Annotated in this window: 27 protein-coding genes; 15 read left to right on the top strand and 12 right to left on the bottom strand. The window is 70.5% G+C overall.

The window, feature by feature from the left end:
* Window positions 1-78 precede the first annotated feature (78 nt).
* The 5 genes from IEZ15_RS14380 (at window position 79) to IEZ15_RS14360 (ending at window position 3,927) form a co-directional block, all read left to right on the top strand.
* Window positions 79-615 (top strand): MarR family winged helix-turn-helix transcriptional regulator, encoded by a 537-nt coding sequence (locus tag IEZ15_RS14380; protein ID WP_189277040.1) that lies wholly within the window; start codon window positions 79-81, stop codon window positions 613-615.
* 99 nt (window positions 616-714) lie between these two features.
* A complete protein-coding gene (locus IEZ15_RS14375) occupies window positions 715-1,455 on the top strand; it encodes a PP2C family protein-serine/threonine phosphatase (RefSeq protein ID WP_189277038.1) in 741 nt (246 codons plus the stop codon).
* Window positions 1,456-1,631: 176 nt separating this feature from the next.
* Window positions 1,632-2,468, top strand: a complete 837-nt coding sequence (locus IEZ15_RS14370; RefSeq protein WP_189277036.1) for an alpha/beta fold hydrolase — start codon at window positions 1,632-1,634, stop codon at window positions 2,466-2,468.
* On the top strand, window positions 2,461-3,015 hold the full coding sequence (locus IEZ15_RS14365; RefSeq protein WP_189277034.1) for a TetR/AcrR family transcriptional regulator: 555 nt from the start codon (window positions 2,461-2,463) through the stop codon (window positions 3,013-3,015). Before IEZ15_RS14370 ends, IEZ15_RS14365 begins: the two co-directional genes overlap by 8 nt.
* A 96-nt stretch (window positions 3,016-3,111) precedes the next feature.
* A complete protein-coding gene (locus IEZ15_RS14360) occupies window positions 3,112-3,927 on the top strand; it encodes a hypothetical protein (RefSeq protein ID WP_189277032.1) in 816 nt (271 codons plus the stop codon).
* Window positions 3,928-4,043: 116 nt separating this feature from the next.
* Here IEZ15_RS14360 and IEZ15_RS14355 read toward each other — a convergent pair whose 3' ends face one another.
* Both IEZ15_RS14355 and IEZ15_RS14350 read right to left on the bottom strand, forming a co-directional pair.
* Window positions 4,044-4,382, bottom strand: coding sequence for a chorismate mutase (locus tag IEZ15_RS14355; RefSeq protein WP_114243997.1), 339 nt, complete (start codon window positions 4,380-4,382; stop codon window positions 4,044-4,046).
* Window positions 4,383-4,447: 65 nt separating this feature from the next.
* Window positions 4,448-5,341, bottom strand: coding sequence for a helix-turn-helix domain-containing protein (locus IEZ15_RS14350; RefSeq protein ID WP_189277030.1), 894 nt, complete (start codon window positions 5,339-5,341; stop codon window positions 4,448-4,450).
* Between the two features lie 230 nt (window positions 5,342-5,571).
* Here IEZ15_RS14350 and IEZ15_RS14345 point away from each other — a divergent pair, with 230 nt between their 5' ends.
* Window positions 5,572-7,386 (top strand): glycoside hydrolase family 35 protein, encoded by a 1,815-nt coding sequence (locus tag IEZ15_RS14345; RefSeq protein WP_114243999.1) that lies wholly within the window; start codon window positions 5,572-5,574, stop codon window positions 7,384-7,386.
* Window positions 7,387-7,408: 22 nt separating this feature from the next.
* Here IEZ15_RS14345 and IEZ15_RS14340 read toward each other — a convergent pair whose 3' ends face one another.
* The gene (locus IEZ15_RS14340; RefSeq protein WP_189277029.1) at window positions 7,409-8,185 is read right to left on the bottom strand and encodes a S1 family peptidase; all 777 of its coding nucleotides are present in this window, start codon (window positions 8,183-8,185) and stop codon (window positions 7,409-7,411) included.
* A gap of 237 nt (window positions 8,186-8,422) precedes the next feature.
* On the opposite strand from IEZ15_RS14340, the gene IEZ15_RS14335 reads away from it, so the two are divergent.
* On the top strand, window positions 8,423-9,361 hold the full coding sequence (locus IEZ15_RS14335) for a hypothetical protein (protein WP_189277027.1): 939 nt from the start codon (window positions 8,423-8,425) through the stop codon (window positions 9,359-9,361).
* Between the two features lie 93 nt (window positions 9,362-9,454).
* Here IEZ15_RS14335 and IEZ15_RS14330 read toward each other — a convergent pair whose 3' ends face one another.
* Window positions 9,455-10,444 (bottom strand): SDR family oxidoreductase, encoded by a 990-nt coding sequence (locus IEZ15_RS14330; RefSeq protein ID WP_189277025.1) that lies wholly within the window; start codon window positions 10,442-10,444, stop codon window positions 9,455-9,457.
* An 86-nt stretch (window positions 10,445-10,530) separates the two neighbouring features.
* Here IEZ15_RS14330 and IEZ15_RS14325 point away from each other — a divergent pair, with 86 nt between their 5' ends.
* From IEZ15_RS14325 to IEZ15_RS14310, 4 genes are read left to right on the top strand one after another with little or no spacing between them, the layout of a single operon-like run.
* On the top strand, window positions 10,531-11,274 hold the full coding sequence (locus tag IEZ15_RS14325) for an enoyl-CoA hydratase family protein (RefSeq protein WP_189277023.1): 744 nt from the start codon (window positions 10,531-10,533) through the stop codon (window positions 11,272-11,274).
* 23 nt (window positions 11,275-11,297) lie between these two features.
* Window positions 11,298-12,170 (top strand): CoA transferase subunit A, encoded by an 873-nt coding sequence (locus IEZ15_RS14320; RefSeq protein WP_114248930.1) that lies wholly within the window; start codon window positions 11,298-11,300, stop codon window positions 12,168-12,170.
* Window positions 12,167-12,907 (top strand): CoA-transferase subunit beta, encoded by a 741-nt coding sequence (locus IEZ15_RS14315; RefSeq protein WP_189277020.1) that lies wholly within the window; start codon window positions 12,167-12,169, stop codon window positions 12,905-12,907. Before IEZ15_RS14320 ends, IEZ15_RS14315 begins: the two co-directional genes overlap by 4 nt.
* The gene (locus IEZ15_RS14310; protein ID WP_189277019.1) at window positions 12,907-13,971 is read left to right on the top strand and encodes an NAD(P)H-dependent flavin oxidoreductase; all 1,065 of its coding nucleotides are present in this window, start codon (window positions 12,907-12,909) and stop codon (window positions 13,969-13,971) included. The genes IEZ15_RS14315 and IEZ15_RS14310 overlap by 1 nt, the downstream gene beginning before the upstream one ends.
* Window positions 13,972-14,145: 174 nt before the next feature.
* Here the strand turns inward: IEZ15_RS14310 and IEZ15_RS14305 are convergent, their stop codons facing one another.
* The 5 genes from IEZ15_RS14305 to IEZ15_RS14285 all read right to left on the bottom strand — a co-directional run bounded on the left by IEZ15_RS14305 (window position 14,146) and on the right by IEZ15_RS14285 (window position 19,162).
* Window positions 14,146-15,819 carry a DEAD/DEAH box helicase gene (locus IEZ15_RS14305; protein ID WP_114244006.1) on the bottom strand — a complete coding sequence of 558 codons (1,674 nt, stop codon included), beginning with the start codon at window positions 15,817-15,819 and terminating at the stop codon, window positions 14,146-14,148.
* A 177-nt stretch (window positions 15,820-15,996) separates the two neighbouring features.
* Window positions 15,997-16,200, bottom strand: a complete 204-nt coding sequence (locus IEZ15_RS14300; RefSeq protein WP_003969786.1) for a cold-shock protein — start codon at window positions 16,198-16,200, stop codon at window positions 15,997-15,999.
* Window positions 16,201-16,548: 348 nt separating this feature from the next.
* On the bottom strand, window positions 16,549-17,706 hold the full coding sequence (locus IEZ15_RS14295; RefSeq protein ID WP_189277017.1) for an acetyl-CoA C-acetyltransferase: 1,158 nt from the start codon (window positions 17,704-17,706) through the stop codon (window positions 16,549-16,551).
* A 31-nt stretch (window positions 17,707-17,737) separates the two neighbouring features.
* The gene (locus IEZ15_RS14290) at window positions 17,738-18,349 is read right to left on the bottom strand and encodes a TetR/AcrR family transcriptional regulator (protein WP_114244008.1); all 612 of its coding nucleotides are present in this window, start codon (window positions 18,347-18,349) and stop codon (window positions 17,738-17,740) included.
* A 30-nt stretch (window positions 18,350-18,379) separates the two neighbouring features.
* Window positions 18,380-19,162 carry an SDR family oxidoreductase gene (locus IEZ15_RS14285; protein WP_189277015.1) on the bottom strand — a complete coding sequence of 261 codons (783 nt, stop codon included), beginning with the start codon at window positions 19,160-19,162 and terminating at the stop codon, window positions 18,380-18,382.
* 93 nt (window positions 19,163-19,255) lie between these two features.
* Between IEZ15_RS14285 and IEZ15_RS14280 the strand changes: the two genes are divergently transcribed.
* The 3 genes from IEZ15_RS14280 to IEZ15_RS14270 are packed head-to-tail and all read left to right on the top strand — an operon-like array spanning window position 19,256 to window position 22,319.
* A complete protein-coding gene (locus tag IEZ15_RS14280) occupies window positions 19,256-20,137 on the top strand; it encodes an enoyl-CoA hydratase (RefSeq protein WP_189277013.1) in 882 nt (293 codons plus the stop codon).
* Window positions 20,137-21,282, top strand: coding sequence for an acyl-CoA dehydrogenase family protein (locus IEZ15_RS14275; protein WP_189277318.1), 1,146 nt, complete (start codon window positions 20,137-20,139; stop codon window positions 21,280-21,282). The genes IEZ15_RS14280 and IEZ15_RS14275 overlap by 1 nt, the downstream gene beginning before the upstream one ends.
* Window positions 21,282-22,319: an acyl-CoA dehydrogenase family protein gene (locus IEZ15_RS14270; RefSeq protein ID WP_189277011.1), complete on the top strand. Its 1,038-nt coding sequence runs from the start codon at window positions 21,282-21,284 to the stop codon at window positions 22,317-22,319. The genes IEZ15_RS14275 and IEZ15_RS14270 overlap by 1 nt, the downstream gene beginning before the upstream one ends.
* Here IEZ15_RS14270 and IEZ15_RS14265 read toward each other — a convergent pair.
* The 3 genes from IEZ15_RS14265 to IEZ15_RS14255 all read right to left on the bottom strand — a co-directional run bounded on the left by IEZ15_RS14265 (window position 22,299) and on the right by IEZ15_RS14255 (window position 24,212).
* Entirely contained in the window at window positions 22,299-22,805 is a 507-nt protein-coding gene (locus tag IEZ15_RS14265; protein ID WP_189277009.1) for a pyridoxamine 5'-phosphate oxidase family protein, read from the bottom strand. The two genes, IEZ15_RS14270 and IEZ15_RS14265, sit on opposite strands and share 21 nt — an antisense overlap.
* Window positions 22,806-22,908: 103 nt before the next feature.
* Window positions 22,909-23,472 (bottom strand): HutD/Ves family protein, encoded by a 564-nt coding sequence (locus IEZ15_RS14260; RefSeq protein ID WP_189277007.1) that lies wholly within the window; start codon window positions 23,470-23,472, stop codon window positions 22,909-22,911.
* Window positions 23,469-24,212, bottom strand: a complete 744-nt coding sequence (locus IEZ15_RS14255; protein ID WP_189277005.1) for a vWA domain-containing protein — start codon at window positions 24,210-24,212, stop codon at window positions 23,469-23,471. Before IEZ15_RS14255 ends, IEZ15_RS14260 begins: the two co-directional genes overlap by 4 nt.
* 138 nt (window positions 24,213-24,350) lie before the next feature.
* Between IEZ15_RS14255 and IEZ15_RS14250 the strand changes: the two genes are divergently transcribed.
* Complete coding sequence (locus IEZ15_RS14250; RefSeq protein WP_189277003.1) at window positions 24,351-25,274, top strand: rhomboid family intramembrane serine protease; 924 nt, start codon at window positions 24,351-24,353, stop codon at window positions 25,272-25,274.
* Window positions 25,275-25,280: the final 6 nt, after the last annotated feature.

Raw genomic sequence — 25,280 nt, 5'->3', positions numbered from 1 at the left:
GCTGGGCGGAAAGGATCGGTGGGTCTTTCAGGGCTAAGATTCTTACCCCTTGTGTTCTTGTACGGAGGAGTGCCCGGAATGGCGAAGAACGCGGCTTCCGCTTCCGCGAAGCGGCAGGACGCGGTGGCGTCGATCGTCGAGGACTGGCGGCGGGAGCGACCGGATCTGGATACGGCTCCGCTGGAGGTTTTCGGCCGGCTGCACCGGGCGTTTTTGCGGTACAGCGCGGCGATCTCCCGGCCGGTGGAACGCGAGGGCCTGTCGATGGCCGGGTTCGATGTGCTGACGGCGCTGCGCAGGGCAGGGGCGCCGTTCCGTCGTACGGCGGGTGAGCTGGCCGATTCCGGTTTGATCAGTTCGGCGGGGGTCACGCTGCGGATCGACCGTCTGGAGAAGGACGGGTTGATCCTGCGGGAGCGTGATGCTCAGGACCGTCGGGTGGTGCACTCGCGGCTCACGGACGAGGGTCTGTCGACGATCGACAAGTTGTTCGCGGAGCACTTGGACAACGAGCGGCGGATGCTGGCGGGGCTGACTCCCGCGGAGTGCCGGCAGCTGGCCCGGCTGCTGGAGAAGCTGGAACGGTCGGTGCTGGCGGCGCAGGAGGATGCGTAGTCGTCCCTGATCGCCGGACGGGCCCTGTGCGGCGGGACGGTCGCTCCCGATGGGCACTGCTGGGACTGCGGTGCGGCCCAGCCGTCGTTTCGCTCGCGCGTGGAGATCACGACGGACGGCGGTGCGGCAGGGATCAGCGACCGCGGCCGGCACCGCGGCATCAATGCGGACGCGATGGCACTGTCCACGGTCGGCAGTTGGACGGTCGGGGTCGTCTGCGACGGTGTGTCCATGTCGCCACGGTCGGAGCGAGCGGCCCAGGTCGCGGCCGAGGTCGGCGTGACGGTTCTGGCGGCGCGACTGCGGGAAGGTGTTCTGCCGGAGATCGCGCTCGGTGACTCCGCCAGGCGTGCGGCGCGCGCTGTTGTCGGCCTGGCGGCGTCGGCGCATGCCGCACCCGCCTGCACGTATGTCGCCGGTATCGCGGACCCGGAAGGCATCTGGAGTGCCTGGATCGGCGACAGCCGTGCCTACTGGCTGCCGGACGAAGGGCCAGGGATGGCGCTGACCGAGGACGACACGGGCCGGCACGAGGCACTCTCCGCGTGGCTGGGAGCCGACGCCGGTGAACCAGCACCGCGCATCCGGAGCTACCGGCCCTCGGTGCCCGGTCGGCTGCTGCTGTGCACCGATGGACTGTGGCGTCATCTGCCCGATGTCGCCGCACTGCGGGGCGTGCTCCCCCGCCGCCCGACCGCGTCGCCGGCCGGCAGTGACCTGCTGGAGGACACGCGGTCGATGGTCCGGTGCGCCCTTGATGCAGGCGGGCACGACAACATCACCGCGCTGCTCATCCCCGTCGCACCGGCCGCGCCCGCTGCGACCGCGACCGGCCACTAGGCAGTTTCGTTCGGATCACCCCGTGAGTGGGGTTGCCGTCAGCGCAGGAGCGGGGTGTCGGCTCTCCGGATCGGAGTCGGGGTTCCGATCTCCCTGGGTGCCGTCCACGAGGTGTTGACGAACACGGCTAATCACATTAGCTTTATGGCTATAGACATTAGCCCCGGAGGGTGGACATGACCGAGTTCTTGACGATCGGCAGCGGACAGCTCGCGTACGAAGTGACCGGCGAGGGCCCGCTGATCGTGCTGGCCCACGGCATGGGCGACAACAGGGCGGCCTACCGAGATGTGGCCTCCCGGCTCGCGGCGGCCGGACTGCGGGTCGCCGTCATGGACCAGCGCGGCCACGGTGAGTCCAGCACCGGCTGGGCGTCCTACACCCGCACCGACGCAGCGGCCGACATCCTCGCCCTGATCAGGCACCTGGGCGGCCCCGCCGTCGTCGTGGGCCACTCCTTCGCCGGCGGCGCCGCCACCATCGCCGCGGCCCAGGAGCCCGAACTGGTCAGCGCCATCGTCGAGATCAGCCCGTTCACCCGCGCACAGAAGATCAGCCCGAGCGCTCTGATGTCCCACGCCCGCTACCGCAAGGGCATGAGCCTGCTCATGGGCGCCGGCCTGCTGCGCAGCGTCGGACTGTGGAAGCGCTACCTCGACCATGCCTACCCGGGCGTCAAGCCCGCCGGCTACGCCGGCCATGTCGCCACCCTCGACGCCGACCTGCGCAGGCCCGGCCGGATGGCCGTCGTCAGCAAGATGGGCATGTCCGCGCCCACGGACGCCGGTGCCTGTCTCGACGCCATCCAGTGCCCCGCCCTGGTCATCGAGGGCACGCTCGACCCCGACTGGGCCGACCCCAGGGCCGAGGGAGAGGGCATCGTGGCCGACATGCCCGCAGGGCTCGGCCGGCTCGAGATGATCGAGGGAGCCGGCCACTACGCGCACGTCCAGTTCCCGGACGAAGTCGCCACGGCCATCCTGGCCTTCCTCAAGGTCGGCGCGCGTGGCTAGGGCAGCGCTCACCACGGATGCCGTCGTCGATGTCGCGCTGCTGATCATCGACGAAAAAGGCCCCGCCGCCCTGACCTTGTCGGCGGTGGCCGGCCGGGCAGGCGTCGCCACCCCGTCCCTCTACAAGCACGTGCGCAATCTGGCCGAGCTGCGCAGCCTCGTGTCGGCGCGGATCATGAACGAGATCGCGGACCAGGTCGGTGAGGCCGTGCTGGGCCGCTCTGCCGACGAGGCGATCCGCGCGGTCATGATGGCCTGGCGGCACTATGCGCTGCGGCACCCGCACCGCTACTCGGCGCTGATCCAGACGCCCGAGCCACGCACGGTCGAGGCCGGAACACGGCTGATCAACATCTTGCTCGCCACTTTCCGCGCGTATGGAATGGCGGACTCCGCCGCGATCCACGCAGCCCGCTGCCTGCGCGCGGCCGTCCACGGCTTCGCAGTTCTGGAGACCGAGGGCGCGTTCGGGCTCCCGGAGAAGCTGGACGAGAGTTACGACCTGTTGATCCACATGATGATCACAGGCCTGCACGCACCTCGCTGATCAGGCCAAGACGAGAGAGCTCTGACCGAACGCATCACAGAGCCGCATCATCAACGACAACCGGGCTCGGCGGGAGTATCGGGGCAGGTGGACCATATGGGGCAGACAGTGTCCGAAGCGGTGCGCGAGGCGGGGACGGGCGCGGACGTCGCACGGCGGCGGGCCGTGGGGGTCGTGCCATGGGGAGTGGCGGCGGGTGCGGTTGCCTGGTGTATCGCGGGGAGCCGGCGCGCCGCGCACATGGAGAACTACCCCTGGAACGTGTGGACTCCGATCGGTTATGGCGCGGTCAAGGGTGTGTTCCTGGGGCTGCTGGCCGGCTGGTGTGCCGTGTCGAGCCTCCGGATCGGCCGGGCGTCCTACCGGACGGAGGACAGCGGGGCTGCGCGTTTCGCCGGGCTGGTCTTCGGCGGCGGGCTGCTGGGCGGGCTGGTCCCCGGGTCGGTCCGGGACTTCATGGGTGCGCCACAGCCGCGGACCCTGTACTACTTCGACGGGCCGAGGCCCGAATCGGAGTGGTACTGGCGGCCATTGCTGTCCGAATGGCTGACCTACACGGTGCTGCCGGCACTGGGCTGCGCGGTGCTTCTGACGGTGGGTGCTCTGGTGTCCGCCCGGTCCTCGCGCCGCGAAAGCGTCGGCTGGGCGGTGCCCGCCCTGGTGGGAGCGGGACTGCTGCTCCTGCCGCACTACGCGGCCGCCGGGCTGCCCACGCCGGAGGGCAACGGGGACCATGTCAACGAGTCGGCCTCGGCCGGGCTCGTCGTCCTGGCAACGGGACTCGGTCTGCTGGTGAGTGCCTGGGTGGCGTGGTCGAGGCGCAAGCGGCCGGCCGGGCGGTCCGGCCCGTATCCGTCGCACCGGGCGGGCGAACCGCCCTCGGCTCAAGGCGAACCGCCCTCGGCTCAATGAGAGAACGAGAAGTGGAGAGCGATTACCGCCAGTCCCCCACTCCCCCGACCACCGGGAGCGCCCCCGGTGGTGACCGCCTCGGCTGTCGGCCCGCAGGGATCAGCCTCCGGCCCCGTTCACGACCCGGCGCCGGTCTCCCCGTTCGTCGCCGACTCCTCCGCGATCCGTTCATGGTGGCGGATGACCTCCGCCACGATGAAGTTCAGCAGCTTCTCCGCGAAGGCCGGATCCAGATGCGCGCTCTCCGCCAGCTGCCTCAGCCGGGCGATCTGCCGGCTCTCGCGGGCCGGGTCGGCCGGGGGGAGCTGGTGGGCGGCCTTGAGGTGGCCGACCTGCTGAGTGCACTTGAAGCGCTCGGCGAGCATATGGACAACAGCGGCGTCAATGTTGTCGATGCTCTCGCGCAGCCGGTTCAGTTCCGCGCTCACGGACTCGTCGATGTCCCTCGTGGTCATGGTCAGCGAGCTTAGACCGACCGGCAAAGGCGGGGCGGACGCCGCCCTCCATTTGCCGGTCGGTCTCAGAGGGCCGGGCCCAGGGGGGTGATCGTCGGTGGGTGTTCCGGGTCCGGGACCTGGTCGCTCCAGCCGCCCGGGACGCTGCGGCCCTGCTGATCGCGGAACCGGACCGGGGCGGTGCCGACCCGGCGGGCGAAAAGGCGGGAGAAGTACGCCGGGTCGTCGTAGCCGACGCGTCGGGCGACCGCGGCGACCGGCAGGTCGGTGGCGGCGAGGAGCTCCTTGGCGCGGCCGAGCCGGATGCCGAGGAGGTAGTCCTTCGGGCTGCAGCCCGCGCCCCGCCGCACCGCCGTGCGCAGTTCGGCGGGTGTCATTCCGTGCCGGGCCGCGTGCTCGGCGACGGAGAGCGGCTGGAAGGCGTCGCGGGCGAGGGCCTGCAGGACCGGGTCGCCGTCGGGGCTGACATCGGCGCGGGCCCGGCGCAGGGCGACGAGGAGTTCGTGCACGGCGGCGCCGGTCTCGACCTCCAGCAACGGGTTGCCGCGCCGTGCCGCGCGCACCATCCGCCCCACCGCGGCGCGGGGACCCGCCGTGTCGGCGAGCGGGACGAGCGGGCGGTCCGGTTCGATGTAGCCGAGCTCGGTGTACGTGGCGGTGGCGGGGCCGGTGAAGTCGACGAAGCTCTCGTCCCAGCCGGTGCCCGGATCGGCGCCGTAGTGGTGCGGGGTGCCGGGGGTCAGCCAGATCAGGCTGGGTGCGATGACCGGCACCCGGCGGCCGTCGGCTCCGATGAACCAGCCGCTGCCGGAGTTGATGACGACGGCCACGTGGTGGTCCAGGGTGCGCGGGCCGACCGTCGGCAGGGCGCCGTGCTGCAGCCCCACGCCCAGACAGACGAGGCCCAGCCGGTGGTGGAGCGGGCTGGGAGTGAAGAAGCGCATCCAGGTGTGGTACATCGGCCTTCCTTCCTCCCCCTTTTTTCTTCGGTGTTGGTCCGAAACAGTTCGCGTCCGAACAATTGTGTCCAAACAGCAGTGATCTTTGTCCATGGACCGGCCGCACGCCAGGGGGCAAAGGTTGGTTGCAACATTCCTCCCGGGTTCGCCCGCTCCGTGGTGCGTGCCGTCGTGCGACCCCTGGGCGGGGCGGCCCCGTGGGACCGCACGCACAGGAGAGTACGAGCACGATGGCTGACTTCACCGTGGGGGACGACCACTTCCGGCTCGACGGGAAGCCCGTACGGCTGCTGTCGGGGGCCCTGCACTATTTCCGGGTCCACGAGGCGCAGTGGGACCACCGGCTGTCGATGCTGCGCGCCATGGGTCTCAACTGTGTCGAGACATATGTGCCGTGGAATCTCCATGAGCCGCAGCCCGGCCGCTTCCGGGACGTGGCGGCGCTGGGCCGGTTCCTGGACGCGGCGCAGCGGGCCGGGCTGTGGGCGATCGTCCGCCCGGGTCCGTACATCTGTGCCGAGTGGGAGAACGGTGGTCTGCCGGCCTGGGTGACAGGGCGGTTCGGGCGACGGGTACGGACCCGTGACGAGGAGTATCTGGGCGCCGTGGAGCGGTGGTTCACGGCGCTGCTGCCGCAGGTGGTGCAGCGGCAGATCGGACGCGGCGGCCCGGTGATCATGGTTCAGGCGGAGAACGAGTACGGGAGCTACGGCACTGATCGGGTCTATCTGCAGCGGGTGGCCGGGATGCTGCGGGAGCGCGGGGTGACCGTGCCGCTGTTCACCTCCGACGGGCCGGAGGACCACATGCTCACCGGCGGCTCCGTGCCGGGGCTGCTCGCCACGGTGAACTTCGGGTCGGGTGCGCGGGAGGCGTTCGAGGTGCTGCGCCGCCATCAGCCGAAGGGGCCGCTGATGTGCATGGAGTTCTGGTGCGGGTGGTTCGAGCACTGGGGTGCTGCGCCGGCGGTACGGGATCCGGCGGAGGCCGCAAAGGCCCTGCGGGAGATTCTGGAGTGCGGGGCGTCGGTGAATGTCTACATGGCGCACGGGGGGACGAATTTTGCGGGCTGGGCGGGGGCGAACCGCTCGGGTCCGGTGCAGGACCAGGATCTTCAGCCGACGGTGACGTCGTACGACTACGATGCGCCGATCGACGAGTACGGGCGGCCGACGGAGAAGTTCTGGCTGTTCCGGAAGGTCCTGGCGGAGTTTGCGGACGGTCCGCTTCCCCAGCTGCCGCCGGAGCCGGTCGGGCCCCCGGCGCCGGTGCGGGCGGAGCTGACCGAGTGGGCGCCCCTGTCGGTGGCCCTGGAGGTGCTGGGCGACCCGGAACGGGCGGAATCCGGTGTTCCGCCGACGTTCGAGGAACTGGGCGTGGACCGGGGTCTGGTGCGGTACGAGGTCACCGTTCCGGGTTTGCGACGCCCGTACGCGCTGGGTGTGTCCGGGCTCCGGGACCGTGCGGTGGTGTATGTGAACGGCGTCCGGCAAGGTGTGCTGAGCGGCGAGAACGCCACCCTCGACGAGCCGGTGGCCGGGCCCGCGGAGGTCGAGCTGTGGGTGGAGTCGCTGGGCCGGGTCAATTACGGGCCGCGGCTGGGTGAGCCGAAGGGCATCACGGGCGGCGTCCGGCACGAACGGCAGTATCTGCACGGGGTACGGGCGCGGGGACTGCGGCTGGCCGCCTTCGAGGAGCCGGGTGCGGTGGACGCGGTGCCTTTCGGAGGGGTCGCCGAGCGGGGCCGTGCGGGGCTGTACCGGGGTTCGTTCGATTCGGCGGAGTCGGGACTCGCGGGTCTTCCGGATCACGCGGGGCTCGAACTGCCGGGCTGGACGCGCGGGTTCGTGTGGGTGAACGGTTTCTGTCTGGGCCGGTACTGGTCGGCGGGTCCGCAGCGGACACTGTATGTGCCGGGTCCGGTGCTGCGGGAGGGCGCCAACGAGGTGTGGGTGCTGGAGATGGAGGGCGCCGGGGATCCGTGGGTGGAGCTGGGTCCGGGTGTGCCCGTCCGGACGGGCACACCCGGGGGTGCTCAGAGCTGATGCGGTGGGGCCGGCCGGGGCGTCAGAGCGTGGCTGCCGCGGAGGCGATGTTGGCGGCGAACGTCGAGACCTCGCTGTACACACCCGGGTAGCCGGGCTCGGCGCAGCCCTGGCCCCAGCTGACGATGCCCACCTGGATCCAGGCTCCGGCGTTGTCCTTGCGGAACATGGGGCCGCCGGAGTCGCCCTGGCAGGTGTCCACGCCGCCCGTGTCGAGCAGCCCGGCACAGATCTCTTCGCCGGGGACGAGGTCGCTGCCGTATGCGCCCTGGCAGTCGGCGTCGGAGACGAACGGCACGGTGGCCTTCAGCAGATACCGCTGCTGGCTTCCGCCCTCGGTGGCGGCGCCCCAGCCTGCGATGGTGAAGGTGCCGTTGTTGTACGTGGTGTTGGTGGCGATCTTCAGGGTGGGCAGGTCAATGGGCTTGGCGAGCTTGATCAGCGCCCAGTCCTTGCCCATGCCGTTGTAGCCAGGGGCCTGGAGGACCTTGGTGGACTTGACCTTGATCGCGCTGGACGACTGGAGGTCGACGACGCCCGCGGTGGCGGTGATGGAGGTGTTGTTGCCCGAACCGTCCACACAGTGCGCGGCGGTGAGGACGATGTTCTTGGCGTAGAGAGCGCCGCCACAGCCCATCGACAGCCGGACCATGAACGGGAATTCACCCTGGGCGGCGCGGGTTCCGCCGACGACCGGGGTGGGGGCCGCGGACGCTCCGGCGGGCTGGAGGCTGACGGCCGCGAGGACCACCGCGGCTATGACGGAGCATCTCTTCACGGCGCGCAGAAGCTGCTTCAACGGATTGCCTTCTCTCGTGGGGGGTTCTTGTGGGGGGTTGCGCGTGGGTGTACGTGCCCTCGCCCGGGGTTCTGGCCACGGGCAGCACAGCCCCATTGGTCATGCCCCCGACAAAGACATGATTCGGATTATCGGGAAGTGATCACGACCCCCACAAGGTTCACTTTTCGGCCAAGATCACTCACGTCGTTGCGGCTACAGTGGAGACCGGTCGATCGTCGCGAATGGGGGCGGGACGTGACGGACAGCAGCCGGGACAACAGCCAGGACCACGGCCGGGGCGGCGGAAGTCCGGTCGTCCACGGCTTCCCTCATCTCGACACCGTCCGGTCCGCGATCACGGCGCTGTACCGGAGGCTGTCGTACGACGGTGTCCGCGGCTACGCCACGAGCCTCGCCCCCGCCGACGCCGCCTTCTCCGACCAGGACGATCTGTACCTCGGCGCCCAGCGGGTGGCGCGGGCCATGGTCCAGCATCTGCACCTGCCGGACGCCCGCATGATCGTCGGCTTCCGGGCGATGGAACACGCCGCCGGTGTCGAACTCGCCGCGGGGCCCGAGTACTTCATCGAACTCAACGACCGCTTCCGCACCCATCGCAGGGACATCGGCGCCGCGCTCTCGCACGAGGTCATGCATGTGCTGCTGCACCGCCTCGACCTGGAGTTCCCCGGTACGCGCGACAACGAGATCCTCACCGACACCGCGACGACGTATCTGGGCGCGGGCTGGCTGCTGCTGGACGCCTTCCGCGAGGACGCCGTCTCCAGCCAGAAGCTCGGCTATCTCACCCCGGAGGAGTTCGGATACGTCCTCGCCAAGCGGGCGTTCGCCTTCGACGAGGATCCCTCCCCGTGGTTCACGAGTCCGCAGGCCTACACGGCGTACACGAAGGGGCGGGCCCAGGCCCTCCGTGACACCCGGCAGCCGCCCCTCGCGGCGGCCGGCTGGGCGGGCCGGCACCGCTACGCCAAGGACCGGCGGTACGCCCAGGACCATCCGGGTGCGAGGGCGGCCCCGGGCCCCGACGCCCCGTACACCTTCGAGAACGGCCCGCAAGGACTCCGGGTCTCCTTCGCCTGCCCCACCTGCCACCAGCGCATCCGCGTTCCGGTACGCGGCCGGGTACGGGCCCGGTGCGGGTTGTGCCGGACGGTCCTGGACTGCAGCACCTGAAGCAACCGGGACTGCGGGAAGGGGCGGGGGAAAGCCCGCAGCAGGCGCCCGCCCCCGGAACCCCGCACCCCGAACGCCGGAGGGAATGAATGGTCAGCCTCGCCGGCGGCTGGATTTCGCCCCGTACACCGGCTGCGCCGGCTCCGCCTCCGACAGGAGCTTCCGTGCCGCTTCCCCCGCCTCGGCCGGTGCCCACCGCGCCCCCCGGTCCGCGGTGGGACCGGGGCGCCAGCCCTCCATGACCGTGATCCGGCCGGCCTCCGCCTCGAAGACCCGCCCGGTCACCCCGTCGCTCGCGGCCGAGCCGAGCCACACCACCAGCGGGGACACGTTCTCGGGGGCCATCGCGTCGAACTCCCCCTCCCCCGGCGCCGCCATCGTCTGCGCGAACGTCTGCTCGGTCATCCGGGTCCGTGCCGCCGGGGCGATCGCGTTGACCTGGACCCCGTACCGCCCCATCTCGGCGGCCGCGACGAGCGTCAGGCCCACGACGCCCGCCTTCGCAGCGGAGTAATTGCCCTGTCCGACGCTCCCGAGCAGCCCCGCGCCGGAGCTTGTGTTGACCACCCGGGCCACCGGCGCGCGGCCCGCCTTCGCCTCGGCCCGCCAGTGCGCGGCGGCATGCTTCAGTGGCAGGAAGTGGCCCTTCAGATGGACCCGCATCACCGCGTCCCAGTCGTCCTCGTCCAGATTCACCAGCATCCGGTCGCGCAGGAATCCGGCGTTGTTGACCAGCGTGTCCAGCCGCCCGAAGGTCTCCAGCGCGGCAGCGACCAGCGACGCCGCCCCCTCCGTCGTGGCGATGTCGCCCCCGTGGGCGACCGCTTCGCCGCCCGCCGCCACGATCTCGTCGACCACCTGCCGGGCCGGACCGGCCGAGCCCCCGTCCCCGCCCGGACCGACGCCGAGATCGTTGACCACGACCTTTGCCCCCTCGGCGGCGAAGGCGAGCGCGTGGGCGCGGCCGAGCCCGCGCCCGGCACCCGTCACGATCACGACGCGTCCGTCGCACAGCCCACCAACGCTTCCTCCGCCGTCTCCCCCTTCGCTTCCCCTGTCCTGTCCGTCGCTGCTTGCGGTCATCACACATCTCCTTGTTGGCGATGCGGGGGCAGGCTGCTACCTTCCACACCTAACAAATGTTTGGTGGAAAGGTAGCTGATTCGCCCATGGGTGTCTCCACCGCAAGTCCCGGCAAGGGCATCTGCCTCGTCACGGTCGACTACCCGCCAGTCAACGCGCTGCCCGTACAGGGCTGGTACGACCTCGCCGACGCCCTCCGTGCCGCGGGCCGCGATCCCGAGGTCCGCTGTGTCGTGCTGGCCGCCGCCGGGCGTGGATTCAACGCGGGCGTCGACATCAAGGAGATGCAGCGCGACACCGGTCACGCCGCCCTCATCGGCGCCAACCGCGGCTGCTACGAGGCGTTTTCGGCCGTGTACGAGTGCGAGGTCCCGGTCGTCGCCGCGGTGAACGGCTTCTGCCTCGGCGGCGGCATCGGCCTCATCGGCAACGCGGACGCGATCGTGGCGAGCGACGATGCGACATTCGGCCTGCCCGAGCTGGACCGGGGCGCGCTCGGCGCCGCCACCCATCTCGCCCGGCTCGTGCCGCAGCACCTGATGCGCGCGCTGTACTACACCTCACGCACCGCCACCGCCGCGGAACTGCACGCCCACGGCTCGGTCTGGAGAGTTGTACCGCGCGATGAACTCCTGGATACAGCAGTCGAGTTGGCGGGCGAGATCGCCCGTAAGGACGGATATCTGATCCGGCTGGCCAAGGCCGCCATCAACGGCATCGACCCGGTGGACGTACACCGCAGCTACCGCTTCGAGCAGGGCTTCACCTTCGAGGCCAATCTCAGCGGTGTCGCCGACCGCGTCCGCGACACCTTCGGCAAGGAGGCATGACCGTGACCGGAATCGATACCGGCATGAGGACCGACAAGACCATGACAGCGCAGGACGTCGTCTCCCGCCTCAGCAGCGGGATGACGATCGGCATCGGCGGCTGGGGCTCCCGCCGGAAGCCGATGGCACTGGTCCGGGCGCTGCTCCGCTCCGGGATCACCGATCTCACCGTGGTCTCGTACGGCGGCCCCGACGTCGGCCTGCTCGCCGCCGCCGGCAAGATCCGCAAACTGGTCGCCGCCTTCGCCACACTCGACTCGATCCCGCTCGAACCCCACTTCAGGGCGGCCCGCCAGCGCGGCGCGTTCGAGCTGATGGAGGTCGACGAGGCCATGTTCATGTGGGGGCTGCACGCCGCCGCGAACCGGCTGCCGTTCCTCCCCGTCCGCGCCGGTATCGGTTCGGACGTGATGCGGGTCAACCCGGGCCTGCGTACGGTCACTTCGCCGTACGCGGACGGCGAGGAGTTCGTCGCGATGCCCGCCCTGCGGATGGACGCGGCGCTGGTCCACATGAACCGCGCCGACCGGTTCGGCAACGGCCAGTACCTCGGCCCCGACCCGTACTTCGACGACCTGTTCTGCGAGGCCGCCGACAACGCGTACGTCTCCTGCGAACGCCTGGTGGAAACCGCCGAGTTGACCGAGAAGGCGGCCCCGCAGACCCTTCTCGTCAAGCGGCACTCCGTCACCGGCGTCGTCGAGACCCCGAACGGCGCGCACTTCACCTCCTGCGTCCCCGACCACCCGCGCGACGAGGCGTTCCAGAAGGCGTACGCGACCGCGGCCGCCGACCCCGACGCCTGGGCGGCCTTCAGTGACCGCTTCCTGCCCGCACAGGGCGACGAGAAGAGCTATCAGTCGGCCGTCCAGACCTGGCACGAGGAGCAGAAGTGAGCAACCGGAGCGTGACCCGGGCCGAGTACTGCGTGATCGCCTGCGCCGATGCCTGGCGCGGCAACGGGGAGGTGCTCGCCAGCCCGATGGGACTCGTCCCGTCCGTCGGCGCCCGGCTCGCCGGACGAACCTTCTCGCCCGATCTCCTGCTCACCGACGGCGAGGCGCTGATCGTCGGCCCGGACGGCACGACGGAGGGCTGGCTGCCGTACCGCCAACACCTCACCATGGTCACGGGCGGCAGGCGTCACGTGATGATGGGGGCGAGCCAGATCGACCGGTTCGGCAACCAGAACATCTCCTGCATCGGCGACTGGGAACAGCCCACCCGCCAGCTCCTCGGCGTACGCGGCGCGCCCGTCAACACCCTGAACAACCCGGTCAGTTACTGGGTGCCCAAGCACTCCACCCGGGTCTTCGTCGAGCGCGTCGACATGATCTGCGGGGTCGGTCACGACAGTGCCGCGGCGGCCGGTCCGTCGGCGACCCGCTACCACCGCATCCCGCGCGTCGTCACCGATCTCGGCGTCCTCGACTTCGCGACCCCGGACCGTTCGATGCGCCTCGCCTCACTGCACCCCGGCGTCACCGCCGACGAGGTCCGCGAGGCCACCGGCTTCGCGCTCACGATCGAGGACGACGTCCCGTACACCCGGGAGCCGACCGCCGAGGAGCTGGGCCTGATCCGCGAGGTCATCGACCCGAAGGGCACCCGGAACCGCGAGGTCAGGGTCTGATGCGGACCGCACTCACCGATCTCGTCGGCGTCCGCCACCCCGTGGTCCAGACCGGCATGGGCTGGGTCGCGGGCCCCCGCCTGGTCTCCGCCACGGCCCGCGCGGGCGCGCTCGGCATCCTGGCCTCCGCGACGATGACCGCGGAGCAGCTGCGGACAGCGGTACGGGAGGTCAAGTCCCGCACGGACGAGCCGTTCGGCGTCAATCTGCGCGCAGACGCCGGTGATGCGCGCGAGCGGGTACGGATCATCGTCGACGAGGGCGTGAAGGTGGCGTCCTTCGCGCTGGCCCCTTCGAAGGATCTCATCGCCGAGCTGAAGGACTCAGGCGTGGTCGTGATCCCGTCGATAGGTGCCCGGCGCCATGCCGAGAAGGTCGCGGCGTGGGGCGCGGACGCGGTGATCGTGCAGGGCGGCGAGGGCGGCGGCCACACCGGTGATGTGGCAACCACCGTGCTGCTGCCCCAGGTTGCCGACGCGGTGGACATCCCGGTGATCGCGGCGGGCGGCTTCCACGACGGCCGGGGCCTGGTCGCTGCGCTGGCGTACGGGGCGGCGGGCATCGCGATGGGTACGCGGTTCCTGCTGACGTCGGACTCGACCGTGCCGGACGCGGTGAAGGCCTGCTATTTGGCGGCGGGCGTCAAGGACGTAACGGTCACCACGGCGGTGGACGGGCTCCCGCACCGGATGCTGCGTACGGAGATGGTCGCCGCGCTGGAGAACGCGGGCCGGATCCGGGCGTTGGCCCAGGCGGTGCGCCGGGCGGCGGGATTCAGGCGGATCTCCAAAATCGGCTGGTCCCGGATGGTGCGCGACGGTCTCGCGATGAAGCACGGCAAGGACCTGTCCTGGAGCCAGGTCCTGCTGGCCGCCAACACCCCGATGCTCCTGAAGGCGTCCATGGTCGACGGCCGCACGGATCTGGGCGTGATGGCATCGGGCCAGGTGGCGGGCCTGATCGAGGATCTGCCCAGCTGCGCGGAGCTGGTGGAGCGGGTGATGGAGGAGGCCTACACGGCGCTGGGCGCGGTGTCGGGCGCCATGAGCCCGTCCGGTGATTGAGGAGCAGGGTGTGGCGCAGTGCAAGCCCGGGTCCGTCCGGTTGCCGTCCCGTCCTCCATCTCACCCATGGTCCGAAGGGCATGGGAGAGACCCGCTCGACGGGCTCGAAATCGCCAGCGATCGAGGACGGAGCGGTGACCGGACACATCCGGTCACCGCATGTCATCCGTACCGCTACGCGGCCCTGCGGCCACGCCCCGCCGCCGCACCACGTCCGGCCCCGGCCGCGGAACGCCCGGACCCGGCGCCGCGCGCCTCGCCACGGCCACCAGCGGCACCGGAACCAGCGCCACGAGCCGAGCCGCCCGCACCGCCGCCACGGGCGGAGGAACCCCCCGCGCCCCGGCCTTCACCGGCACCGCCCTGCCCGGCACCACCGCGCCGGCCCCGGCCGCGGCTGCCCGAGCGGAAGCCCGCGCCACCGGCCGCGGCCCCGCCCGACCGCGTGCGCGGCTTCGGCGGGGTCGGCTGGGGGACCTCGATGACGATCGCGACGCCGGACGGCTCACGGGCCCCGGTGATCCGGGTGAGTTCCTCGTCGCTGGACTTGATCCGGGTGGTCCGCGGAGCGATGCCCGCATCGGCCATCAGCCGGGTCATCTCCCGCTTCTCCTCGGGCAGTACCAGGGTGACGACGCTGCCGGACTCCCCGGCACGCGCCGTGCGCCCGCCACGGTGGAGATAGTCCTTGTGATCGGTCGGCGGGTCCACGTTCACGACCAGGTCCAGGTCGTCGACATGAATGCCGCGCGCCGCCACATTCGTCGCGACGAGTGCGGTGACCTGGCCGTTCTTGAACTGGTCCAGCGTCCGGTTGCGCTGCGGCTGCGAACGCCCGCCGTGCAGGGCGGCAGCCCGTACACCGCTGGCGAGCAGCCGCTTGGCGAAGCGGTCGGCGGCACGCTTGGTGTCCACGAACATGATCACCCGGCCGTCGCGGGCGGCGATCCTGGTGGCGACGGCCTTTTTGTCGGTCTCGTCGGCCACGTGCAGCACATGGTGCTCCATGGTGGTGACCGCGCCCGCGGACGGGTCGACCGAGTGCACGACCGGGTCGGTCAGGAACATCTTGACCAGCCGGTCGATGTTCTTGTCCAGGGTCGCGGAGAAGAGCATCCGCTGACCGTCCGGCTCGACCTGCTTGAGCAGCGCGACGACCTGCGGCATGAAGCCCATGTCCGCCATCTGGTCGGCCTCGTCGAGGACGGTGATGGCGACCTGGTCGAGGCGGCAGTCGCCGCGCTCGATGAGGTCCTTCAGCCGTCCGGGCGTGGCGACGAGCACCTCGGCGCCGCGGCGCAGCGTGCCGGACTGCTTGCTGATCGACATGCCACCGACGACGGTGGCCAGGCGCAGGTTCACGGACGTCGCGTACGGCGTCAGCGCGTCGGTGACCTGCTGGGCGAGCTCACGGGTCGGGACGAGGACCAGTGCGAGCGGGGCGCGCGGCTCCGCGCGCCGTCCGCCGGTGCGGGCCAGCAGCGCGAGGCCGAAGGCGAGGGTCTTGCCGGACCCGGTGCGGCCGCGGCCGAGGATGTCGCGGCCGGCGAGCGAGTTCGGCAGGGTGGCGCCCTGGATCGGGAACGGATCGGTGACGCCCTGCGCGGCAAGGGTTTTCAGCAGGGCTGCGGGCATGTCCAGCTCGGCGAACGCCTCGACGGCGGGCAGTGCGGGGGTCATGGTTTCGGGCAGGGCGAATTCGCCCTGCGGCGGCGTGGCCCTGCGACGGGGCGACGCCTTGCCGGATCCCTTGCCGGAACCCTTAGCGGTTGCCTTTGCCGGGGCCGTGCCGCGCCCCCTCGACGGGCGGTTGCGGGCGGGTCGGTCCTGGCGTTCGGAGCGGGTCATACGGAATTGCCCTCCTGGGGGATTCCTGAGGATTCCTAGGGATTCCTGGGAACTGCGTGGGACTGCTGGGGAGTACTGCGGGACAGCGGATGCTTCTTCGTCATGTCCCGGGACAGCACAAGCCGGGACCCGCACCTTCACGGTGCGGGCCCCGGCTGCGAGGTACGCGTCCGGCAATTAGGCCGGGACGATGTTCTCCGCCTGCGGGCCCTTCTGGCCCTGCGTGACGTCGAAGGAGACCTTCTGGCCCTCCTGGAGCTCACGGAAGCCCGAGGTGGCGATGTTGGAGTAGTGGGCGAAGACGTCGGCGCCGCCGCCGTCCTGCTCGATGAAGCCGAAGCCCTTTTCCGAGTTGAACCACTTCACGGTTCCAGTAGCCATGTCAATCTCCTAAAAGAGGTGCAGTGCCGGAAATCCGCACTTTACGAATTCCAAGTCGCCGCATTGAGCCCCATCCGGAGAAAGCCGGAAAACAATAATGCGCCTGAGGAAGCATTCCCGTCAGGCGCACATAAAGTTCATGGGTACCAAAACTGCAACTCGGCAACCGTAGCACGTTCTGCCGACCGGCGGTGGAACACGCCGCGCCGCCGGCCGGCGGATTTTTGCCCGGGCCCTTGGGGTAACTGGCCCGGAGCGAGCTCGGAACTCTGCCGAAACTTGTTCCCGGGCCCTGTCGGAGCGGTTCGGTGACCTGGTCAGTGGGCCGGCCAGGGGCCGTGGCGGGGGTCAGAGCCGTTCGATGATCGTCACGTTCGCCTGGCCGCCGCCCTCGCACATGGTCTGCAGCCCGTAGCGGCCGCCGGTGCGCTCCAGCTCGTGCAGCAGCGTCGTCATCAATTTTGTACCGGTTGCGCCGAGCGGGTGGCCAAGGGCGATCGCGCCGCCGTTGACGTTGACCTTGTCCGGGTCGGCTCCGGTTTCTTTCAGCCAGGCCAGGACGACCGGGGCGAATGCCTCGTTGATCTCGACCAGGTCGATGTCGTCGATGGTCATTCCGCTCTTTTTGAGCGCGTGCGCGGTGGCCGGGATCGGCGCCGAAAGCATGCGGATCGGGTCCTCGCCGCGCACCGACAGGTGGTGGATGCGGGCGCGCGGGGTGAGACCGTGCTCGGCCACGGCACGCTCGGAGGCGATGAGCATGGCGGCGGCCCCGTCGGAGACCTGCGAGGAGCAGGCGGCGGTGATCGTGCCGCCCTCCAGGACCGGCTTGAGGCCCGCCATCTTCTCCAGGGTGGTGTCGCGACGCGGCCCCTCGTCGATGGTGACGTCGCCGTAGGCGACGATCTCGCGCACGAAGCGGCCCTCGTCGATGGCGCGGATCGCACGCCGGTGGGAGCGGAGGGCGAACTCCTCCATGTCGCGGCGGCTGATGCCCCACTTCTCGGCGATCAGCTGGGCGCCGTGGAACTGGTTGACCGGTGCGTCGCCGTACCGGGCACGCCAGCCCTCGCTGCCCGCGTACGGGCCTCCCGTCAGGCCGAGGGGCTCGGCGGCCTGACGGGAGGCGAAGGCGATCGGGATCTGCGTCATGTTCTGCGTGCCGCCCGCGACGACGAGGTCCTGGGTGCCGGAGAGGACGCCCTGGGCGGCGAAGTGCACGGCCTGCTGGGAGGAGCCGCACTGGCGGTCGACAGTGACGCCGGGGACCTCCTCGGGCAGTCCGGCCGCCAGCCAGCAGGTGCGGGCGATGTCACCGGCCTGCGGTCCGACGGTGTCGAGGCAGCCGAAGACCACGTCCTCGACGGCCGCCGGGTCGATTCCGGTCCGCTCGACGAGGGCCTTGATGACATGGGCGCCGAGGTCGGCGGGGTGGACCGAGCCGAGTCCTCCCTTGCGCCGGCCGACCGGAGTGCGTACCGCTTCGACGATGTATGCCTCGGCCATGACTTCTGCTCCTCGGTGAGCTCGGGTGGGGTCAGGTGTCGAGGGCGATGCCGTCCAGAACCATCGAGAGGTACTGGCGGGCGATCTCCTCGGGGCTGTGCTGTCCGCCCGGCCGGTACCAGGACGCCGCGACCCAGACGGTGTCGCGGACGAAGCGGTAGGTGAGGCGGATGTCGAGGTCGGCGCGGAAGGTCTTGTCGGCGACGCCGCGTTCCAGCGTGCCGAGCCAGGCCTTCTCGAACTTCTGCTGGGAGTCGGCGAGGTACTGGAAGCGCGGCTGGGTGGCCAGGTGCCTGGACTCCTTCTGGTAGATCGCGACGGCGGCGCGGTGCCGGTCGATCTCCCGGAAGGACTCGGTGACGAGGGCCTCGATGGTCTCCCGGGGACCGAGTCCGGCGGCCAGCACCGCGTCGTACCCGTCCCAGAGTTCGGTGAGGAAGGTCGAGAGGATCTCGTCGATCATCGATTCCTTGGAATCGAAGTGGTAGTAGAGGCTGCCCGCGAGCATCCCGGCCGCGTCCGCGATCTTGCGGACGGTGGTGGCGTTGTAACCCTGCGCGGCGAACACCTCGGCGGCGGTGGCGAGCAGTTCGCGGCGACGCTCGGGCGAGGGGGTCACCTGGGGCTTCTTCTTGGTAGGCACCCGCCCATTCTCCGCCCGGCCGTCCTCCCGTCAGGCATGCCGGTTGCTGACGGAGACGACTTCGCCCGTCATGTATGAGGAGTAGCCGCTGGCGAGGAAGACGATGACGTTGGCGATCTCCCACGGCTCGGCATAGCGGCCGAATGCCTCCTTCTCGGTCAGTTCGTCGAGGAGTTCGGCGGAGGTGACCTTCACCAGGTGCGGGTGCATGGCGAGGCTGGGGGCGACGGCGTTGACGCGTACGCCGTACTCGGCGGCCTCGATCGCGGCGCACCGGGTGAGCGCCATGACGCCCGCCTTGGCGGCGGCGTAGTGGGCCTGGCCGCTCTGGGCGCGCCAGCCGACGACAGAGGCGTTGTTGACGACGATGCCGCCGCGGCCCGCCGCCTTGAGCGAGCGCAGGGCGGCCCGGGTGCAGCGGAAGGTGCCGTTCAGGGTGACGTCGAGGACCTTGGTCCACTGTTCGTCGGTCATCTCGGTGAGTTCGGCGGTGCCGCCGAGGCCGGCGTTGTTGACGACGATGTCGAGGCCGCCGTGGGTCTGTTCGGCGAGCGCGAAGAGTGCCTGGACCTGGGTCTCGTCGGTGACGTCGCAGGGCAGTGACGCGACTTGGTCCGCGCCGAACTCCTCGGCGAACGCCTGCTCGGTCTCCTTCAGCCGGCGCGCGTGCGCGTCGCCGATGACGACGCGGGCGCCCTCCTCAAGGAATTTACGGGCGGTGGCGCCGCCGATTCCGGCGCCCGCGGCTGCGGTGACGACGGCGCCGCGGCCGGCCAGCAGGCCGTGTCCGGGTACGTACTGCGGTGCGCTCACGCCCGCGCCTCCTCGGTCTCGGCCCGCGGATCCTCGACGGTCCTCGTGCTCGTACGTTAACCTACCAAACACTTGTTAGGGAAGGATGAGCCGATGCTCGATGCCCACGACACATCCGCCGGTGACGCCGGTGACCTCCCGTCCGGTCCCGTGCTGTACGAGCGCCGGGGCCCGGTCGCGTACGTGACGCTGAACCGCCCGCGCTACCGCAACGCCCAGAACTCGGCGATGACCTACGCCCTGGACGCCGCGTTCTACCGGGCCGCCGAGGACTCCGAGGTCAAGGTGGTCGTGCTGGCGGGCGCCGGTGAGCACTTCTCGGCGGGCCATGACATCGGCACGCCCGGGCGCGATGCGCATCTCTCCTTCGAGCGCAGGGCCGGCCTGTGGTGGGACCACACCGACAAGACCGGCGCGGAGAGCCGCTTCGCCCGTGAGTCGGAGGTCTATCTCGGCATGTGCAGGCGCTGGCGCGAGCTGCCGAAGCCGGTTGTCGCCTCCGTCCAGGGCGCGTGTGTGGCCGGCGGGCTGATGCTCGCCTGGATCTGCGATCTGATCGTGGCGAGCGAGGACGCCTTCTTCGCCGATCCGGTGGTGCGGATGGGTATCCCCGGTGTCGAGTACTTCGCACACCCCTGGGTGATGCCGCCCCGGATCGCGAAGGAGTTCCTGTTCACCGGCGACCGGATGAGCGCCCGCCGGGCGTACGAGGTCGGCATGGTGAACAAGGTGGTGGAGCGCGGCGAACTCGCCGGGCTCACCCATGAATTGGCGTTGCGGATCGCCGGGATGCCGCGTCTGGGGCTGGCCCTCACCAAGCGTGCGGTCAACCAGGCCGAGGACCTTCAGGGGCTGCACACCGGTATGGACTCGGTCTTCGGGCTGCACCATCTCGCCCATGCGCACAACGCGGAGACGGCGGCGGACCCGCTCGGCGGCATGGACATCGCCTCGATGAAGAAGGCGGGTGCGTGATGGATCTGTCGTACACGGCCGAGGAGGAGGCGTTCCGGGCCGAGGCGCGGCAGTGGCTGCGGGCCAACGTACCCGCCGAGCCGCTGCCGTCCCTGGAGACCGCCGAGGGCTTCGCCGCACACCGGGAGTGGGAGGCACGGCTGTACGCGGACCGCTGGTCGGTCGTCTCCTGGCCGGCCGAGTACGGCGGCCGGGGCGTCGACATCTTCCGGTGGCTGGCATTCGAGGAGGAGTACTACGCGGCGGGCGGCCCCGGCCGGGTCTCGCAGAACGGCATCAGCCTTCTCGCCCCGACGCTCTTCGACCACGCCACGGACGAGCAACGGGCCCGGGTCCTGCCGTCGATGGCGAGCGGGGAGGTGATCTGGGCGCAGGCCTGGTCCGAGCCGGAGTCGGGCTCGGACTTGGCGTCACTGCGCTCGCGGGCGGTGCGCACGGACGGCGGCTGGCTGCTCTCGGGGCAGAAGACCTGGTCTTCGCGGGCCGCGTTCGCGGACCGGGCGTTCGGCATCTTCCGTACGGATTCCGAGGCCGCGAAGCCGCACCACGGGCTGACGTATCTGATGTTCGACCTGTCGGCGCCCGGGGTTTCGGTCCGGCCGATCGGGCGGCTCGACGGCAAGCCCGCCTTCGCCGAGCTGTTCCTGGACGGGGTGTTCGTACCGGACGAGGACATCATCGGGGAGCCCGGACAGGGCTGGCGTATCGCCATGTCGACAACGGGCAACGAGCGCGGGCTGACGCTCCGCTCCCCCGGCCGCTTCCTGGCCGTCGCGGACCGGCTGGCCGGGCTGTGGCGCACTCACGGCGACCCGTCCGACACGGCGCTGCGGGACCGGGTGGCGGACGCGGTGATCGGGGCGCGCGCGTATCAGCTCTTCACCTGCGCCAACGCCTCACGCTTCGCGGCGGGGGCGGACATCGGCGCGGAGTCCAGCCTGAACAAGGTGTTCTGGTCCGAGTACGACATCGCTCTGCACGAGAGCGCGCTCGATCTGCTGGGCCCGGACGCGGAGCTGGCTGAGTCCGAGTGGGCCGAGGGGTACGTCTTCTCCCTCGCGGGCCCCATCTACGCCGGTACGAACGAGATCCAGCGCGACATCATCGCCGAGCGGCTGCTCGGCCTGCCGAAGGGACGGCGCTGATGCGTTTCCTCCTCGACGACGAGCAGCGGGAGTTCGCCCGCTCGCTGGACGCGATGCTGACCGCCTCGGACACCCCTGCGGTGGTACGCGCCTGGGCTGCCGGGAACCACGGACCGGGCAGGGGCCTGTGGGCGCGGCTGGCACAGGCGGGGGTGTTCGCCCTGGCGATACCGGAGGCGTACGAGGGCGTCGGACCGCTGCCTGTCGAACTCGCGGTCGCATTCACCGAGTTGGGGCGACATGCGGTGCCGGGGCCGGTTGTGGAGACGGTTGCGGCCGGGGTGCTGCTGGGGGGTGTGGGCGGCGCTGCGGCCAAGGAGTGGCTGCCGCGGCTGGCGTCCGGTGCGGCATCGGCGACGCTCCGGATGGACGGGTACGGGCCGTATGCGCTGGACGCGGATGCCGTGGACGCCGTGTTCACTGTGACCGGCGACGAGCTTCGGCTCGCACCCGGGCCCGGTGCGCTCAGTGTGTCGTGCGACCCGGCCCGGCGGCTGTGGCGCCCCGGGCCGGGCGGGGAGCTGCTCGCATCCGGGCCCCGGGTGGCGCGGGCCGCGGGGCGGGCCGCTCGGTGGGCGGCGTTCGCCACGGCCGCGCAGGCGCTCGGCACGGGCGAGGCGCTGCTGCGGGCCACGGTCGCGTATGTGAAGCAGCGCACCCAGTTCGGTACGGCGATCGGCTCCTTCCAGGCGGTCAAGCACCGGCTCTCGGACACGTTGATCGGGCTGGAGTTCGCCCGCCCGCTGCTGTACGGGGCGGCGCTCGCGCTCGCCGGGGAGGCGCCGGACGCCGGTGCCGAGGTGGCGGCGGCCAAGGTGACGGCGGGCGAGGCGGGGTACGCGGCGGCGCGGGCGGCACTGCAGTTGCACGGTGCGGTGGGGTACACGCAGGAGCTGGACCTGTCGCTGTGGCTGCGCAAGGCCCGGCCGCTGCGGGACGCGTGGGGGACGCCGGGGGCCTGCCGGGCGCGGGTGCTCGCCGACGGGCCGGCCGTGTCTGCCGCCCGGCCCCCTGTGTCAGAGGATTTCGCTCAGTGAGCCGTCGTCGTTGCCCCTTCGGAAGGTGCGCAGCGGGTGACCGGGGCGCCATACCTGGATGACCAGGGTGTCGCCGCCCTCGAGACCGGTGCGTACCACCTCGGTGAGCTCCACCCGGAAGAGATGGAAAGGTTCCGGCGGCTTCACCTCCTCGATGAAGCGGGCCAGCACGGCGGGGTCGGTCACCTCCGCCGCGCGGCCGGAGAGCCGGACGTCCCCGTCGGCCATCTCGGCGTCCGGTCCCGGATTGGCCTGCACCGCGAACCGCGGATCGCGCTGCAGGTCCAGCGCCTTGCGCGAGTTCGGCATCATGCCGAGGAACGGCTCACCCAGCCGGAAATCCACTTCGAGGCCGGTCACGCGCGGCGATCCGTCCTTGCGCAGGGTCGCCAGGACGTGGTGCTTGTACTGCTGGAAGCGGGTCCGGACGGTGTCGGCGAAGGCCGGCTCCGCCGACTGGAACTCTTCCCAGGAACTCGATGTCATGCGTCCATGGAACCCTGGAATCCCGACATCTTCTGTCCGCTTTTCCCGGCCGTACCCGATCGGCCGCACAACGTCCGGGCTCCCTCCATCCGCCGGGTGCCCGTCATCCGTCCGACAGGGTGACCACCAGCGCCCACCCCTGCGTCCGCAGCACCCCCGGCGATTCCCCTTGCGCCAACAACGCGTCGTAGCGGTCGAGTTCGATGTCCTGGCCGTCGACCACCGCACCGTCCTCCAGCGCGACCGCCAGAACCGCCCCGCCCTCGGGCACCGACAGCCGGACGGTGCCGCGCACCACCGCGACCTCCGCGCTCGTACGCTCCCTGCGGTACATCACATTGAAGTTCACGACCGGGCCGCCGAGCAGCCGGCCCTCCGTCTCCAGGTCACCGGGGAAGTCGTGCGGCCAGTACTGCTCGTCGACGATGTGGTGCTCGCCGCCCACCATGAGGTCCATCCCGGCGCCCTCGACCACGGTCAGCGTGCGGTCGACCCCGGGGAACGAGGAGAACGGCCCGTCCCGGGACACATCGGCGAGGCTGACCCGCCAGTCGAAGGCGTCCAGCGGCGCACCCTCAGGGTACGCCGCGATCTCCCGGGTGACTCCCCCGCCGTTCTTCCAGGGCGTGGCCGTGCGGTCGGCCGCCCGCAGCACCCGGGCGGTCATTCGACGATCCTCTGCGCCCGGGCGGCGGCCAGCCACCGCGGGAATTCGGCGACCAGCCGGTCGTACAGTTCGGCGTCCGGGACCTTGCGCGGGTCGGGTCCGGCGTGGAAGAAGCCGGCGTTGTCTATGGGGCGCTTGGCGGGTACGGCCAGTTCGTCGAGCTTGTGCAGGAAGTCGAACTGCGTACTCCGCTTGTTGCCGAAGCCGATGAACTGCCAGAACAGTGGCAGTTTCGCCGCCTTGCACAAATAGCGTTCCGCCGCGTGCTTGCTGATCGGGCCGCCGTCCGTCTGGAAGACGACGAGCGCGGGGGCGGTCGAGCCGCTGTCGATGTAGTGGTCGATGACGGCGTCCATGGCCAGGTGGTAGCTGGTCTTCCCCATGTGCCCCAGGCCTGCCACGATCGCGTCGACCCGGCCGCGGTGGTTGTCCAGGGTGATGTCGGTGACGGCGTCGACATCGGTGGAGAAGAAGACGACCGGTACGCGGCCGTCGTCGTCCAGATGTGCCGAAAGTCCCAGCACCCGGTCGGCCAGGGCCTGGACGCTGCCGTCCTTGTAGTACTCCTTCATGGAGCCGGAGTAGTCGAGCACCAGGTAGACCGCCGCGCGCTCCCCGCTCATGCCGTGCTTCGTCAGCGGGGCGGAGGCGCTCTTGTAGAGGCTGACCAGCGCGGGTGCTGTCTCCTCGATCTTGCGGAGGCTGATGGCCGGACGTGTTGCGGCGGACGGGTCGGCCATACGGATTCTCCGGTCCTCGACATGTCGGAACCCTGAGCGTAAGGCACCCGGATATACCCGGGTCGGCGGTGTTCGCTATCTTGATCGCCGCCGTCCCCACCGGCCGCTCGTGTCCGCCCACCCGTGAAGGAGCCTGCCGTGGAGGCCGCGATCACCACTTGTTATCGCCATCCGTCGTACGAGACGTATGTGAGCTGCACCCGCTGTGAACGGTTCATCTGCCCCGACTGCATGCGTGAGGCCGCTGTCGGTCACCACTGCGTGGAGTGCGTGAAGGAGGGGCAGCGTTCGGTCCGGCAGGCGCGCACGGTGTTCGGCGGTGCCGTGTCGAGGACCGCGGTGCCGCTCGTCACGTACGTGCTGATGGGCCTGAACATCCTGGCGTATCTGGGTGAGTTGGTCCGTCCGGGGATCGTCGACCGGTTCGCGATGCTCGGCGCGGGGGTGAACGGCCCGGACGGAGGCCGGTACGTCTACGAAGCCGGGGGCTTCCCCGGCTTCGATGTGATCGGTGTGGTGGACGGCGAGTGGTACCGGCTGCTGACCGGGGCCTTCCTGCATCTCCCGCCGGACGGGTCGTCCTTCGGCTCGCTGCCGTTCGGGGTACTGCACATCCTCTTCAACATGTACGCGCTGTGGAATCTGGGCCGGGTCGTCGAGGAGCAGCTGGGCCGGGCCCGCTACCTCGCGCTGTATCTGCTGTCCGCGCTGGGCGGTTCGGTCCTGGTGTATCTGATCGCGCCGTTCGACGACACGGTGGGTGCCTCGGGTGCGATCTTCGGTCTCGGCGCGGCGTTCTACGTCATCAACCGGCGCCTGGGACGCGACATGCAGGCGGTGAACCGGTTCATGGCCGGGTTCCTGATCTGGATGCTGATCTCGGCCGGATTCACCTCATGGCAGGGCCACTTGGGCGGGCTGCTGACGGGTGGCATCGTCACGGTCGCGTACGCGTACGCCCCGGCGAAGCAGCGTACGACGATCCAGGCCGCCGCGGGTGTGGTACTGCTCGCCGTACTGGTGCTGCTGGTGGTGCTCAAGACGTCCGCGCTGACGGGCTGAGAGCCT

Origin of the sequence: Streptomyces atratus (genome assembly GCF_014648655.1) — a bacterium.
Taxonomy (GTDB): Bacteria; Actinomycetota; Actinomycetes; order Streptomycetales; family Streptomycetaceae; genus Streptomyces; species Streptomyces atratus.
The sequence above is the reverse complement of the archived record's forward strand: the minus strand, read 5'-3'. Positions and strand labels throughout refer to the sequence as shown.

Excerpts from the sequence above, each read along its gene's own strand:
- IEZ15_RS14305 (WP_114244006.1), bottom strand. The coding sequence starts at position 15,819 with ATGACCCGCTCCGAACGCCAGGACCGACCCGCCCGCAACCGCCCGTCG.
- IEZ15_RS14310 (WP_189277019.1), top strand. The coding sequence starts at position 12,907 with ATGCGGACCGCACTCACCGATCTCGTCGGCGTCCGCCACCCCGTGGTC.
- IEZ15_RS14275 (WP_189277318.1), top strand. The coding sequence starts at position 20,137 with ATGGATCTGTCGTACACGGCCGAGGAGGAGGCGTTCCGGGCCGAGGCG.
- IEZ15_RS14350 (WP_189277030.1), bottom strand. The coding sequence starts at position 5,341 with ATGTACCACACCTGGATGCGCTTCTTCACTCCCAGCCCGCTCCACCAC.
- IEZ15_RS14355 (WP_114243997.1), bottom strand. The coding sequence starts at position 4,382 with ATGACCACGAGGGACATCGACGAGTCCGTGAGCGCGGAACTGAACCGG.
- IEZ15_RS14280 (WP_189277013.1), top strand. The coding sequence starts at position 19,256 with ATGCTCGATGCCCACGACACATCCGCCGGTGACGCCGGTGACCTCCCG.
- IEZ15_RS14330 (WP_189277025.1), bottom strand. The coding sequence starts at position 10,444 with ATGACCGCAAGCAGCGACGGACAGGACAGGGGAAGCGAAGGGGGAGAC.
- IEZ15_RS14360 (WP_189277032.1), top strand. The coding sequence starts at position 3,112 with ATGGGGCAGACAGTGTCCGAAGCGGTGCGCGAGGCGGGGACGGGCGCG.
- IEZ15_RS14345 (WP_114243999.1), top strand. The coding sequence starts at position 5,572 with ATGGCTGACTTCACCGTGGGGGACGACCACTTCCGGCTCGACGGGAAG.
- IEZ15_RS14325 (WP_189277023.1), top strand. The coding sequence starts at position 10,531 with ATGGGTGTCTCCACCGCAAGTCCCGGCAAGGGCATCTGCCTCGTCACG.
- IEZ15_RS14270 (WP_189277011.1), top strand. The coding sequence starts at position 21,282 with ATGCGTTTCCTCCTCGACGACGAGCAGCGGGAGTTCGCCCGCTCGCTG.
- IEZ15_RS14260 (WP_189277007.1), bottom strand. The coding sequence starts at position 23,472 with ATGACCGCCCGGGTGCTGCGGGCGGCCGACCGCACGGCCACGCCCTGG.
- IEZ15_RS14255 (WP_189277005.1), bottom strand. The coding sequence starts at position 24,212 with ATGGCCGACCCGTCCGCCGCAACACGTCCGGCCATCAGCCTCCGCAAG.
- IEZ15_RS14295 (WP_189277017.1), bottom strand. The coding sequence starts at position 17,706 with ATGGCCGAGGCATACATCGTCGAAGCGGTACGCACTCCGGTCGGCCGG.
- IEZ15_RS14300 (WP_003969786.1), bottom strand. The coding sequence starts at position 16,200 with ATGGCTACTGGAACCGTGAAGTGGTTCAACTCGGAAAAGGGCTTCGGC.
- IEZ15_RS14370 (WP_189277036.1), top strand. The coding sequence starts at position 1,632 with ATGACCGAGTTCTTGACGATCGGCAGCGGACAGCTCGCGTACGAAGTG.
- IEZ15_RS14320 (WP_114248930.1), top strand. The coding sequence starts at position 11,298 with ATGAGGACCGACAAGACCATGACAGCGCAGGACGTCGTCTCCCGCCTC.
- IEZ15_RS14380 (WP_189277040.1), top strand. The coding sequence starts at position 79 with ATGGCGAAGAACGCGGCTTCCGCTTCCGCGAAGCGGCAGGACGCGGTG.
- IEZ15_RS14265 (WP_189277009.1), bottom strand. The coding sequence starts at position 22,805 with ATGACATCGAGTTCCTGGGAAGAGTTCCAGTCGGCGGAGCCGGCCTTC.